Source organism: Saccharopolyspora taberi, assembly GCF_039534165.1.
Classification (GTDB): Bacteria; Actinomycetota; Actinomycetes; order Mycobacteriales; family Pseudonocardiaceae; genus Saccharopolyspora_D; species Saccharopolyspora_D taberi.
Map to the genome: position 1 here is coordinate 24,791 of NZ_BAAAUX010000024.1, position 13,385 is coordinate 38,175.

10 protein-coding genes and 1 pseudogene are annotated in these 13,385 nt (G+C 70.2%); 4 read left to right on the forward strand and 7 right to left on the reverse strand.

Translation table 11 applies throughout. The annotated features are described in order from the left end of the window. Positions 1-5: 5 nt before the first annotated feature. From ABD691_RS27355 to ABD691_RS27365, 3 genes are all read right to left on the reverse strand, one after another. A complete protein-coding gene (locus ABD691_RS27355) occupies positions 6-1,145 on the reverse strand; it encodes a cystathionine gamma-synthase (protein ID WP_344684536.1) in 1,140 nt (379 codons plus the stop codon). A gap of 149 nt (positions 1,146-1,294) precedes the next feature. Then, the gene (locus ABD691_RS27360; protein ID WP_344684538.1) at positions 1,295-2,377 is read right to left on the reverse strand and encodes a PRA1 family protein; all 1,083 of its coding nucleotides are present in this window, start codon (positions 2,375-2,377) and stop codon (positions 1,295-1,297) included. A gap of 106 nt (positions 2,378-2,483) precedes the next feature. Beyond that, complete coding sequence (locus ABD691_RS27365; protein ID WP_344684540.1) at positions 2,484-3,851, reverse strand: cystathionine beta-synthase; 1,368 nt, start codon at positions 3,849-3,851, stop codon at positions 2,484-2,486. Positions 3,852-4,019: 168 nt separating this feature from the next. Between ABD691_RS27365 and ABD691_RS27370 the strand changes: the two genes are divergently transcribed. Next, positions 4,020-4,946, forward strand: a complete 927-nt coding sequence (locus ABD691_RS27370) for an SGNH/GDSL hydrolase family protein (RefSeq protein WP_344684542.1) — start codon at positions 4,020-4,022, stop codon at positions 4,944-4,946. Between the two features lie 174 nt (positions 4,947-5,120). Further along, complete coding sequence (locus ABD691_RS27375) at positions 5,121-6,341, forward strand: acetyl-CoA C-acetyltransferase (protein WP_344684544.1); 1,221 nt, start codon at positions 5,121-5,123, stop codon at positions 6,339-6,341. A 79-nt stretch (positions 6,342-6,420) separates the two neighbouring features. Here ABD691_RS27375 and ABD691_RS27380 read toward each other — a convergent pair whose 3' ends face one another. After that, positions 6,421-7,212: a Bax inhibitor-1/YccA family protein gene (locus ABD691_RS27380; RefSeq protein ID WP_344684546.1), complete on the reverse strand. Its 792-nt coding sequence runs from the start codon at positions 7,210-7,212 to the stop codon at positions 6,421-6,423. 439 nt (positions 7,213-7,651) lie between these two features. On the opposite strand from ABD691_RS27380, the gene ABD691_RS27385 reads away from it, so the two are divergent. Next, entirely contained in the window at positions 7,652-9,076 is a 1,425-nt protein-coding gene (locus ABD691_RS27385) for an MSCRAMM family protein (RefSeq protein WP_344684548.1), read from the forward strand. Beyond that, positions 9,073-9,699, forward strand: coding sequence for a class F sortase (locus tag ABD691_RS27390; RefSeq protein WP_344684550.1), 627 nt, complete (start codon positions 9,073-9,075; stop codon positions 9,697-9,699). The genes ABD691_RS27385 and ABD691_RS27390 overlap by 4 nt, the downstream gene beginning before the upstream one ends. 212 nt (positions 9,700-9,911) lie before the next feature. Here the strand turns inward: ABD691_RS27390 and yidC are convergent, their stop codons facing one another. The 3 genes and pseudogenes from yidC to ABD691_RS27405 form a co-directional block, all read right to left on the reverse strand. Next, positions 9,912-10,940 (reverse strand): membrane protein insertase YidC, encoded by a 1,029-nt coding sequence (gene yidC / locus ABD691_RS27395; RefSeq protein WP_425565170.1) that lies wholly within the window; start codon positions 10,938-10,940, stop codon positions 9,912-9,914. Positions 10,941-11,113: 173 nt separating this feature from the next. After that, a complete protein-coding gene (locus ABD691_RS27400; protein ID WP_344684555.1) occupies positions 11,114-12,313 on the reverse strand; it encodes an MFS transporter in 1,200 nt (399 codons plus the stop codon). 863 nt (positions 12,314-13,176) lie between these two features. Next, positions 13,177-13,385 (reverse strand): annotated as a pseudogene (locus ABD691_RS27405) (hypothetical protein); the annotation flags it as partial.

The following is a 13,385-nucleotide window of genomic DNA, read 5'->3' on the forward strand; positions in this document are numbered from 1 at the left end:
CCGGCTCAGCCGAGCGCGTTGAGCAGGTCCTCGACGAGGTCGTCGGCCTCCTCGATGCCGACCGACAGCCGCACCAGGTCCGACGGCACCTGGAGCATCGAGCCCGCGGTGCTCGCGTGCGTCATCCGGCCCGGGTGCTCGATCAGCGACTCGACCCCGCCCAGCGACTCGGCCAGCGTGAACAGCCGGGTGCGGGCGCAGACGTCCAGCGCGGCCTGCTCACCGTCGACGTGGGTGAACGACACCATGCCGCCGAAGTGGCGCATCTGCTTGGCCGCGACCTCGTGCCCCGGGTGGCTCTCCAGCCCCGGGTAGAACACCTTCGCGACCTTCTCGTGCCCCTGGAGCGCGGCGACGATCCGCTCGGCGTTGGCGCTGTGCCGGTCCATCCGGACCGCGAGCGTCTTCAGCCCGCGCAGCGTGAGCCACGCGTCGAACGGCCCCGGCACCGCTCCGGCGCTGTTCTGCAGGAACGCGACCTGCTCGGCGAGCTCGTCGTCGGAGGTGACCACCGCGCCGCCGACGACGTCGGAGTGCCCGCCGAGGTACTTCGTCGTGGAGTGCACGACGACGTCGGCCCCGAGCTCCAGCGGCTGCTGGAGGTACGGCGAGGCGAAGGTGTTGTCCACCACGAGCTTGGTGCCGGTGTCCCTGGCGAGCTGCGCGAGCGCGGCGATGTCGCCGATGTTGAGCAGCGGATTGGTCGGCGTCTCGATCCAGATCAGCTTGGTGTTCGGGCGGACCGCGGCGCGGGCCGCGTCCACGTCGCCCACCGGGACCGGCGAGTACTCGACGCCCCAGCCCGAGAGCACCTTGTCGATCAGCCGGAAGGTCCCGCCGTAGGCGTCGTCCGGGATGATCAGGTGGTCACCCGGGCGCAGCGCGGCGCGCAGCACCGCGTCGGTGGCGGCCATGCCGGAGGCGAACGCCCTGGCGTGCCTGCCGCCTTCGAGGGCGGCCAGGCACTGCTCCAGCGCGGTCCGGGTCGGGTTGCCGGTGCGGGAGTACTCGTAGCCCGACCGCATCCCGCCGACGCCGTCCTGGGCGTAGGTCGAGGTCGCGTGGATGGGCACGATCACCGAACCGGTGGTCGGATCTGCGTCCTGGCCCGCGTGGATCGCGCGGGTGGCGAAACCGTCGCTCATACGGAGCAGCGTACGGCTCCGCCGCGCCCGCGTGGGTTCCGGCCCGCCGCCGGTCGCTTGGGCTCAGAGCCAGAGAAGGTCCCGCCAGAAAAGCCAAAGCCCCGACCGGCGGACGGTCGGGGCCTCGGCGGGACTTCAGCGCGAGCGGGTCACCACTGCGGCGGCTGCGGCGGCTGACCGGGCTGCTGGTAGCCACCCGGCTGCTGACCGGGCTGGCCGTAGAGCTGCCCCGGCTGCTGGCCGGGCTGGCCGTACTGCTGCTGCTGGCCGTACTGCTGCTGGCCGTACTGCTGACCCGGCTGCTGCTGGCCGAAGCCGCCCTGCTGGCCGTACGCACCGGCCGCGGCGGGAGCCGCGCTGCCCGCCGCGACGTACTCGCGGGTGCCGGGCAGCATGGCCAGGACGCCGATCGCGATCGCGAACAGCACACCGACGATCGCGCCCGCGATGCCGTAGCTGCCGACGACGAAGATCGTGATGATCGACAGCAGGCCCCAGACGCCGGAGCCACCGGCGACCAGCAGCGGGCCGACCTTGGCGCGCCGGATGATCAGGATGCCGCCGACGAGCAGCGCGATGGCCGCGGCCAGCGAGGTCAGGTACGAGAAGTACAGGAACCCGATGGGCGGCAGCTCCGGCATCGGAACGTCCGAGCCGTACTCACCGAGCGACTCGTTGAGCTCCTTGATCTGGTCGTACGAGGCCGAAACCGCGCCGAGGCCCAGGGTGCCGATCAGGTAACCGATGGTGGCCAGCGCGCCGATCACGATCGCGACGATGCCCGCGGTCATGGCCAGGCCCTTGCTGCCCTGGCCCTGCTGCTGGCCGTACGGCGACTGCGCGTAGCCGGCCTGCGGCGCCGGAGCGCCGAAGCCGCCCTGCGGCTGCGCCTGCGGCGCCGGGAAGCCGCCGCCGGGGGTGCCGGGCTGCGCCGCGAACCCGCTGGGCTGGCTCTGCGGAGCCGGCTGGCCGAACTGCTGCTGCTGACCGGCCAGACCGGGCTGCTCGTACATCGGCTGCGCCGGCTGCATCGACGGCGGGACCACCTGGGTGGAGTCCGACGGCTGCTGGGTCGGCGGCGTTGCCGGTCGGACCACCTGCGTCGCGTCCGCCCCGCCGGCTGCCTGCCCGCCCTGCTGCTGCGGAGAGATCATCTGAGTCGATTCCGGGTTCTGGTCGGCCGAGCCCTGACCGGGCTGCTGGCCACCGTCCGGCGGCTGCGGAGTGGTCATCGGGTTTCCTTACTCCTTTAGGGCATGAAAAGCGAAGTTCGTGGGGCGTGCGGTCACACACGCTATCCGATCCGAAAGCAGCGTAGTGCTCATACGTAACAACTCGTCATCTTCCGGCGATGAATCCGAGCACATCCTGCCGGGTCACCACACCGGCCGGTTTGCCGTCGATGAGCACCATCGCCCCGTCCGCCCCGGCGAGCGCGGCCATCGCGGCGCTGATCTCCTCGCCCGCGCCGATGGTCGGCAGCGGCGGGGACATGTGCAGTTCGACCCGGTCGGCGAGGTTGGCCCGGCCCGCGAACAGCGCGTCCAGCAGGTCGCGCTCGTTGACCGCTCCGGCGACCTCGGCGGCCATCACCGGGGGTTCGGCGTTGACGACCGGCATCTGGGAAACGCCGAACTCGCGCAGGATCGCGACCGCTTCCGCGACCGTTTCGTTGGGGTGCACGTGCACCAGTTCCGGAATCGTGCCGTCCTTGCGGCGCAGCACGTCCCCGACCGAACCGCCCGCGTGGTCGGGTGAGAGGAAGCCGTAGGAGGCCATCCAGGAATCGTTGAAGACCTTGGTGAGGTAGCCGCGGCCGCCGTCGGGCAGCAGCACCACGATCACGGCGTCGGGCCCGGCGGTCTCGGCGACCTTCAGCGCCGCGGCGACCGCGGTCCCGCAGGAACCGCCGACCAGCAGCGCCTCCTTGCGGGCCAGGTCGCGGGTGACGCCGAAGGAGTCCGCGTCGGAGATCGCGATGATCTCGTCGCAGATCTCGCGGTCGTAGGTCTCCGGCCAGAAGTCCTCGCCGACACCCTCGACCAGGTAGGGCCGCCCCTTGCCGCCGGAGTAGACCGAGCCCTCCGGGTCGGCGCCGATGATCCGCACCCGGCCGCCGGAGACCTCCTTGAGGTAGCGGCCGGTGCCGGAGATGGTGCCGCCGGTGCCGATCCCGGCCACGAAGTGGGTGATCCGCCCGTCGGTCTGGGCCCAGATCTCCGGGCCGGTGGACAGGTAGTGCGACTCGGGGTTGGCCGGGTTGGTGTACTGGTCCGGCTTCCAGGCGCCTTCGATCTCGGTGACCAGGCGGTCGGAGACGCTGTAGTAGGAGTCCGGGTGGTCCGGCGGGACCGCGGTCGGGCAGACCACGACCTCCGCGCCGTAGGCGGCGAGCACGTTGCGCTTGTCCTCGCTGACCTTGTCCGGGCAGACGAACACGCAGCGGTACCCCTTGCGCTGGGCGATCATGGCCAGCCCGACGCCGGTGTTGCCGGAGGTCGGCTCGACGATCGTGCCGCCCGGCCGCAGCTCACCGGAGGCCTCGGCGGCCTCCACCATCCGCAGCGCGATCCGGTCCTTCACGCTGCCACCGGGGTTGAGGTACTCGACCTTGGCCAAGACGGGGGTCTCCCCCTTGGCCAGCGAGTTCAGCCGTACCAACGGAGTATTGCCCACCAGATCGGCGATGTGCTCGACGTAGTCCACGCGGGGATCCTCACCCTTCATCTCGCGCCTGTGCTGCGGAGCCTAATCGCAGGTCCCCGGCTAACCGAGAACCCGTATGCGACGACACACGGTCAGGGAACGAATCGCAGGTCCGCGACGTCTTCCCGGTGGGGAAGTTCGCCGTTTTTCACCTCTCGAGGAGCAGGAATGATCGGGCAGAAGGCACTCCGGCTGGCGATGCTGGCGGCCGGTACCGCCGGTGGGCTCTCCGGAGCCGCGTACGGACTGCTCAACGGTCAGTCCCGCTACGCGCGGCGGGTCATCGGGCCGCCGGCGAACATGCCCCTGCGCGCGGACGGCGTGCACCTGCCCGACGGCACCGGGCCGGTGCCGCGCTCCGAGCTGGCCGCGGGGGTCAAGCCGCTGGAGCTGGTCGTGCTCGGCGACTCGGCCGCGGCGGGGCTCGGGGTGAACTTCCCCGACGAGCTGCCCGGCGTCCGCATCGCCCGCGGGCTGGCCGAGGAGCTGGAGCGCCCGGTGTCCCTGCGCACGCACGCGATCGTCGGCACCACCTCGCAGGAGCTGCACGCGCAGGTCGACCTGGTGCTCGCCGACCCGCCGCGGCTGGCGCTGGTCATCATCGGCGCGAACGACGTCACCTCGCGGCTGTCGGTGCCGGTGTGCGCGGAGCTGCTCGGCAAGGAGGTCACGCGGCTGACCGAGGCCGGGGTCGCGGTGGTCGTGGGAACCTGCCCGGACCTGGGTGCGATCCGGCCGATCCCGCAGCCGCTGCGGTCGATCGCGCGGTCGTGGAGCCTGGCGCTGGGCCGGGCGCAGCGGCGGGTGGTCGAGGCCAACGGCGGGCACGCGGTGCCGTTGGCGGACCTGCTGGCACCGGAGTTCCTGGCCCGGCCGAACGAGTACTTCAGCCCGGACCGGTTCCACCCGTCCGGCGCCGGGTACGAGGCGGTCACCAGGATCCTGCTGCCCGCGATGTGCGCGGCGATCGGCGAGTGGGAGGGCGGTCCGCTGCCTGCCGCGCCGACGCGGTCGGAGGCGGCGGAGGCCCGGCGGCCGACGAGCCGCGTCGTGGCGCGGCTGAACCGGGCCCTGCACCGCAGGTCGCAGGACTGAGCGGGCGTTCCGGGACATCTCCGGGCAGGCGCGGGCCCGGCAACCCCATACCGATCGGTTGGTCAGGGCATTGCCCGTGACGGGTATCACCGCGAACATGGTCTGCGCGGCAATACAGTGACCCCACCAAGCTAATGACACGCAGTGCCAATCCCGGTGAACGAAGGAGTTCCCATGACCGAAGCAGTGATCGTCGCGACCGCTCGCTCCCCGATCGGCCGCGCCGGCAAGGGGTCGCTGGTGGACGTCCGGCCGGACGACCTCACCGCCCAGATCGTGCGGGCCGCGCTGGACAAGGTGCCCGAGCTCGACCCGGCCGAGATCGACGACCTGATGCTGGGCTGCGGGCTGCCGGGCGGCGAGCAGGGCTTCAACATGGCCCGCGTGGTCGCGGTGCTGCTCGGCTACGACAACCTGCCCGGTACGACCGTCACCCGCTACTGCTCCTCCAGCCTGCAGACCACCCGGATGGCGCTGCACGCGATCAAGGCCGGTGAGGGCGACGTGTTCATCAGCGCCGGCGTGGAGGCGGTGTCGCGCTTCGCCAAGGGCAGCTCGGACTCGCTGGACGACACCCGCAACCCGCTGTTCGCCGACGCGCAGGCCCGCACCGAGAAGACCGCTGCCGAAGGCGCCGACTCCTGGACCGACCCGCGCTCCTACGACGCCGTGCCCGACGTCTACATCCCGATGGGCCAGACCGCCGAGAACCTCGCGCTGCTGAAGGGGATCAGCCGGGACGAGATGGACGAGTTCGGCGTCCGCTCGCAGAACCTGGCCGAGAAGGCCATCGCCAACGGCTTCTGGGCCCGCGAGATCACCCCGGTCACCACCCCGTCGGGCAAGGTCGTCGACGCCGACGACGGCCCGCGCGCGGGCGTGACCAAGGAGGGCGTGGCCGGGCTCAAGCCGGTCTTCCGCCCGGACGGCCGGATCACCGCGGCCAACTGCTGCCCGCTCAACGACGGCGCCGCCGCCGTGGTGATCATGAGCGACACCAAGGCCAAGCAGCTCGGCCTGACCCCGCTGGCGCGGATCGTCTCGACCGGCGTGTCCGGGCTGTCGCCGGAGATCATGGGCCTGGGCCCGGTGGAGGCGTCGAAGCAGGCGCTCGCGCGGGCGGGCCTGAGCATCGGCGACATCGACCTGGTGGAGATCAACGAGGCGTTCGCCGCCCAGGTCATCCCGTCCTACCAGGACCTCGGGATCCCGCTGGAGAAGCTGAACGTCAACGGCGGCGCGATCGCCGTCGGCCACCCGTTCGGCATGACCGGGGCCCGGATCACCACGACGCTGCTGAACTCGCTGCAGTGGCACGACAAGCAGTTCGGCCTGGAGACCATGTGCGTCGGCGGCGGTCAGGGCATGGCCATGGTCGTCGAGCGCCTGAGCTGACGACGGGCTGTCTCAAAGGCCCAAAGCGAAACGGGCGCCGCTCCCCGAGGAGCGGCGCCCGTTGTCGTTGCGATCAGCGCTAGTCGTTCTGGAAATAGGACAGCAGTCGCAGGATCTCCAGGTAGAGCCAGACCAGCGTGGTCATCAGGCCGAAGGCGATGTACCAGGCGAACTTCGCGTCCACCCCGCCCTTGATGGCCTGGTCCGCGGCGTCGAAGTCGAGCAGGAAGCTGAACGCCGCGATGCCGATGCACAGCAGGCTGAAGGCGATCGCCAGACCACCGCCGTCGCGCAGCCCCAGTCCGCCCTGCACGAAGAAGCTCGCGATCAGGTTGACCAGCATCAGCACCGCGACACCGGCGACCGCGCCGATGATCCACTTGGTCAGCTTCGGCGTGACCCGGATCGCCCCGGTCTTGTAAACCACGAGCATGGCGGCGAAAACGCCCACGGTGCCCGCGATCGCCTGCAGGATGATCCCGGGGTTGCCCACGATCATCGCGAACAGGTAGCTGATGCCGCCGAGGAAGACGCCCTCGACGACCGAGTAGGCGATCACCAGCGCGGGGCTGACCTTCTTCTTGAAGATGATGACCAGCGAGATCACCAGGCCGATCAGCGCCGCGGGCAGCGCCAGCGACAGCGCGATCGGACCCATCAGGTAGGTCACCGCGCCGGTGACCACCGCGATCGCCAGCGTGATGGCCGTCTTGGTGACCACGTCGTCGATGGTCATCGGACGCGCGGTCTGCGGCGGCGCAGCCGGCGCCTGGCCGAAGGGCGCGCCGTAGCCGCCCTGGCCGTGGTTGAAGTTCGCGTACCCGCCGGCGGTCGGCAGGTTCTTGAACGCGGGGTTGCTCGTTGTGCGCAACTCATCCTCCTGGGCGTGTTTGCGCCGTCACCGGTACCAACGATCGGACCCACCGATCAGTTCCCGTTCGGGTAAAACAGACTTTACGCGCGCCCGCGACCGGATTCGGAGACCACCGGGTATCGATTCGGAATGCGATAACGATCACGTTGCGTCGCCAACCTCCCGGGGCGGCTGCGACCAGTGATCGCGAGAGCGCGGCAACGGCACGAGCCTGCGGCCGAACGGGTGACTTCCAAGGTCGGTTCAGCTATCGATCGGCTGCGCATCGTAGCCGCTACCGATCAACCGAATGGTCTCTTGTAGCCACTTTCCGTAACCGGAAGTATCACAGCGGGTGGCACGGCTCGCTGATCGGGGTAAGCGCTTCGGGGAACGTGAAATACACAGCGAGCACGTCGCGACCCCCTGATTCTCCGCGACCGACACTGGAGCTTGCATGCGCACGTTCAGGAAGTTGATCACAGCGGTGGTGGGAACCGCTGTGCTCGCCGGGGGAACGCTCCTGGCGACGCCCGGATCGGCGCTGGCCGATCCGCAGGAAGGACTGGGCCACGAGACCAAGCCCGGCCAGCCCTACCGCGGCAACCCGCAACCCGAACGGGACTGGCTCGGCTCCTACGTCGTCAACGGCCAGCAGGTTTGGTGCGTGCAGTTCGCGTTCACCGCTCCGGACAGCGGCGAGGAGTACCGGCCCGGCGACGAGCTCAAGACCAAGTGGGGCGAGAAGATCCCCGACGACGTCGCCGCCAACATCTCCTACCTGCTGCTGCGCTACGGCACCACGCAGGACGCGGACAAGGCCGCGGCGCTGGCGCACCTGCTGCACTCCTGGACGTCGGCTCCGCGCAACGCCGGCGACCTGAACCCGGCCAAGGGTTTCAAGGACATCGCCTACGACGTCGACGGCCACCTGGCGAAGCTGCCCGAGGGCGCCAAGAACGCCGTCGAGTCGCTGCGTGCCGAGGCCGTCGAGAACCGCGGCCCGTGGGACGCGGCGCTGACCGCGCCCGAGGAGCCGCAGACCATCGGCCAGGCCGCCGAGTGGAAGCTGACCGTCGAGCGCGCCGGTGACAAGGGCGTCGGCGACGTCCCGGTGAAGCTCAACGTCACCGACGCCGAGGTCGAGGGCCTGGGCGAGGACGGCACCGTCACCACGCCCGAGGACGGCAGCCCGCTCGCGCTGAAGGTCACGCCCACCGGCCCGAACCCGAAGATCACAGGTGAGCTGTCCGCGCCCGCCGACCGCCCGTACGTGCAGCAGGCGGTCAACCAGCCCGACACCACCCAGCGAGTCGTGTCCACCGGCGGCGAGAAGCAGCTCACCGTCGAGGACGCCACCACCGCCGTGACCGCGCCCGGCGTGGTCCAGGTCGGCAAGCTCGACGCCGAGAGCCAGGCCGGGATCGCCGGTGTCGCGCTGCGCGTCACCGCGCCCGACGGCAAGCCCGCGCTGCGCCAGGACGGCAGCGAGCTGGTCGGCCCCGACGGTCAGCCCGCCGTGGTGACCACCGGCGCCGACGGCACCGTCTCGGTGCCCGGCCTCAAGACCCCGCAGGACGTGGTGATCACCGAGGTCGCGCCCGCCAAGGGCTACGAGGAGTCGTTCGACGCGGCCAACCCGCCGTCGGTCGCGGGCAAGCTGGAGCCCGGGCAGACGCTCACCCTGAGCCTGACCAACAAGGCCAACACCCCGACCGTCCCGATCCAGATCCCGGCGGGCGACCCGGGCGTGACCGCGGGTGAGACCGTCGAGTTCGGCGAGATGTCGCTGCTGGGCGCGGGTGCGCTCGCGGTGGCCGTGGCCACCGTCCTCGGCGGGTGGGCGCTGCGCCGCCGGATCGGCGAGGGCGGACAGCAGTGAACGCACGTCTGATCGCACTGGTCTCCGCGGGCGTGGTGGCGCTTGTCGCCGTCGTGGGCGTGGTCACCGGCGTGCTGCTCTCGGGCTCGTCCGAGCAGCCTCCGGTCGCCGCACCGCAGGCGGAGGCGCCTGCCGAGCAGCTGGCGGCGCTGCCGCCGCAGCCGGTGCACGTGCCCATCGGCCAGCCGCCGGGCACCGTCCGGCTGCCGAAGGGCGGCACCGCGGAGCTGGTGCGCAAGGAGATCGACCGCTCCGGGACGCTGCCGGTGCCCGACGGCGTCGGCGAGGCGACCTGGTGGGGTGCCGGCCTGGACTCCCCGAAGGGGGCCACGGTCCTGGCGGGCCACGTGAACTGGAAGGGCGCGACCGGCCCGTTCGCCGAGCTGTGGGACAGCGCGCAGGGCGAGCTGGTGACCGTCACCGACGAGGACGGCAAGACCTGGGACTACCGGGTGTCGGAGATCGTCACCGTGGACAAGGAGACGCTGCCGCAGCGCGCGGCCGAGCTGTTCGGGCAGGGCGGTGAGCACCGGCTGGTGCTGGTCACCTGCGGCGGCCGGTTCGTCGGCGGCGACACCGGCTACGACGAGAACCGCATCGTGGTGGCCAACCCGGTGGTCTGACCTCGCACGACGAAGCGGGCCCGGTGATCACCGGGCCCGCTTCGCGCTTTCCAGCTCGGCTCACGGAGCCAGGGTGAGCTGCACCCTTTCGCTGTAGCACTCACCGGAAGAACCTGCTCCGCCCGGCTCCGGACGATCGTCGAGTCCGTCCGGGCCTGTCCCAAGACGCGCAGAGGGCCCGCGATCCGATCGCGGGCCCTCTGCTTGGTCGGTCATCGTCGTTTCTTCTGACTCCGCTTGGACGACGCGGCCTGCTTGCCGGGGCGGTTCTTCTGCTGCTGCTTCTTGCCGCCGCCCGGGCGGCCTCCGGCGCGCTGGCCGTTGGTCTTGTTCGCGGCGGCGGGCTTCGCCTCGCCGTTGGTCGTGGCCGGCTCGGCGGTGTCGCCGGACTCCTTGGCCGCTTCGTCGGCCTGCTTGGCAGTGGGCTTCGCACCGGGCTTGGGCCGCGGCACGGACTGCTTGGCCGCGAGCTCCTTCTCCTTGGCCTTGGCCTCCTCGCGGTCGATCTTGTTGGTGAGGAAGTGCGCCTGGCCCAGGGTCCAGAAGTTGTTCGCCATCCAGTACAGCAGCACGGCGATCGGCAGGAACGGGCCGGAGACCAGCGCGCCGACCGGCGCGATGTAGAGCATGAGCTTGCTCATCATGGCCGTCTGCGGGTTGGCCATGGCCGCCTCGGTCTGGCGCTTCATCGAGATGCGCATCGAGAAGAAGGTGGCCACCGAGGCGATGATCATCAGCGGCACCCCGACCATGATCATCGAGGGCCGGTCGGTGCCGAACAGCGCGAGGTCGTGGTCGGACTGGGTGATCCAGTTCGACAGCTTCGCGCCGAAGACGTCGGCCTCGACGAACGACCGCACACCCTCGGCGTCGAAGATGTAGTTGCTCTGCCTGCCCGGCTGGAACTCGCGCAGGACGTGGAACAGGCTCAGGAAGACCGGGATCTGCAGCAGCGCGGGCAGGCAGCCGCCGAGCGGGTTGACCCCGTGCTCGGACTGGAGCTTCTGCATCTCCTGCGCCATCCGCTGGCGGTCGTTCTTGTGCTTCTCCCGCAGCTTCTGGATCTGCGGCGCGAACTTCTGCATCTTGCGACCCGCGCGCATCTGGCTGATCGCGGGCTTGAGCAGCACCGTGCGCAGCGAGAACACCAGGAAGAACACCGAAAGCGCCCAGGCGAAACCGTTGTCAGGGCCGAGCACGAAGCCGAAGATCTTGTGCCAGAACCACAAGATGGCCGACACCGGATAGAGGATAAAGTCGAACACTCAACCACTCCTGGTCATCGCCCGGTCGCGTACTCCGGGGCGGGGGCAGCCCTACCAGGGTGCCACGACCGGAGTGGACCACCGGGTGCGGGCCACCTTCACAAGCCCGAAGTGATCTCTTCGTGACTCGTGTTCTCCGGCACGTCGGCCTACCGGCGCAGCAGCAACGGGAGCAGGCAGACCGCGAGAACGCCGCCGAGCACCGAGAGCCCGGCGAAGCCGGCAGTGGCGACGACCACGCCGCTGGAGAGCCCGCCGGTCGCGCCCGCGAGCGCCACGGCGAGGTCGATGCGGCCCTGCACCCGCGCCCGGGTCGCCAGATCCGCCGCGTCGGTGACCATCGCGGTGCCTCCGACGAGCCCGAGGTTCCAGCCGAGTCCGAGCAGCCCGAGCGCGAGCGCGGGCCACGCCACCGAGTGCTCCGGAGCAGTGGCGGCCAGCAGCCCGGCGGCCAGCAGCACCACGCCGGCGGCGGCCATCACCGGCCTCCGCCCGAGGCGGTCGGTGAGCACGCCGGTCACCGGCGACGGCAGGTACATGCACCCGACATGCACGGCGACGACCAGGCCTATCTCGGTGAAGCCGTGCCCGTGCGCGCTCATGTGGACCGGCGTCATCGTCATGATCGCGACCATCACGACCTGGGTCAGCACCAGCGTCACGGCCGCGACCGCGAGCAGGCGGCGGCTTCCGCCAACGGACTCCACCCGCTGCTGCTGCGGCTGGACCAGCTTCCGCGCGGTCAACAGCGGATCAGGGCGCAGGAACACCAGCAGCACTACCGCGCCCAATCCGTAAGCGGCGAACGCGAGCAGGAACGGCCCGGCCAGAGCCGGAACCCCGATGCCCTCGGCGAACGCGCCGGAGGGCGCGGTCAGGTTGGGACCGACGACCGCACCGACCGTGGTCGCGACCAGAACAGTGCTCAGAGCCTTGCCCCGGCCAGCGGCGTCCGCCAGATCCGCGCCGGCGTACCGGGCTTGCAGGTTCGCGGCCGACCCACCGCCGTAGCAGAGCAGCGAAACGGCCAGCAGCGGAGCGTTGCCGACGACCGACGCCACGACGACTCCCGCCGAACCGGCCGCCCCGAGCCCGTACCCGGCGGCCAGCCCCGGCCTGCGTCCCAAAGCCTGCGACAACCGCCCGATCAACAACGCGGCCCCGGCCGCCCCCAGCGTGAACAACGCGACCGGCAACCCGGCCAGCGCGGTGCTGCCCAGCAGGTCCTCGGCCAGCAGCGCTCCGGTGGTCGCCCCGGCCGCCAGCCCGGCACCCGCGAGCACCTGCGCGACCACGAGCACCAGCAACGTCCGCCTGCGAACGTGGGCTACCACGGGCGGATCGATCATCGGCGGTCCCTTCACGCGACTGCCCCGATCATCACTGCCGCGGCGGCACAGGGGTACCGGCGAAGGGTCGGACCGGCTGGGTGCCTCGATCTGCCGATCTCGTCCGAATCCGACCGAGGAGGGAGGGTTGCGCAGAGTAAGTGCCCCCGGTCGGGTTCGAACAGCATCTACACAAAACTCCCGGCGTGAGTCGCTGGTTCCCGCCGCTCGGTATCACCGCAAGGGACAGGGACGTCGATCAGCTGCGTTCCGCTTGCCAACGCGTCCAACCCTCCTCGGTCCAGTACTGACATTCTGCCGTGAAGCGATCGAAGCTGTCTCCCAAGTTTGAGGAGCCCCAGGGCGAACACGAAGACCACTACGCCACGGCGAACTTGTAGTGATGACCACGGTGCGACGAGCCTCCCGCGTCCCCAGGCGCCACCGCCAGCACGCCGCAGACCTTTCCCGGCGACGCCGTAGATGTGGCATGGCTTCGTATCCGCGTGCTATCGGCGTCGGGGATACCACTTGGAGACGCTGCCTGGCTGGTTGGTCAACGGGCACGCGACTGGCTGAGCTGGCCTACCGGAGGTAGAGCCGACCGGTAATCGTGAAGTGCCCGGCATGGAACATCCGAGCTCGGAGGCTAGACAGACAGCCTGGGGCCAGGGACGATACGCCTCGCACCGACCTTGGTCATCGGAGTGGGCCGAGGAGATTCGAACCTCTGCCCCAGACGGCCGTCAATGAACAGGAGCGATGAGGTTCGTCGGCCGACTAGTGCAAGACTCGATCACGGAGCAACGCGTGGTCCGCACTTGGCGAAGATTTTGATCGACACTGAGCGCACCATTCCAAGTGCAGTGTTCCGTTTCCGGGCGCTAAGGCGGGTTACGCGCGACCGAGCTGCGGATCAGATCCATCGCCGAGCGCATATGGTGGTAGGACTGCCGCCATTGCCCGCGTTTGGCGAGTAGGCCCGCGATTGATTCGTGCAGCTCCGCCATCTCTCCTTCGCGTTGCGCCGCTTCACTATCGGATGCACGCGGAAGGAACTTGGCCTCTACTTTTTCTTGGGCCAGGTCCCACG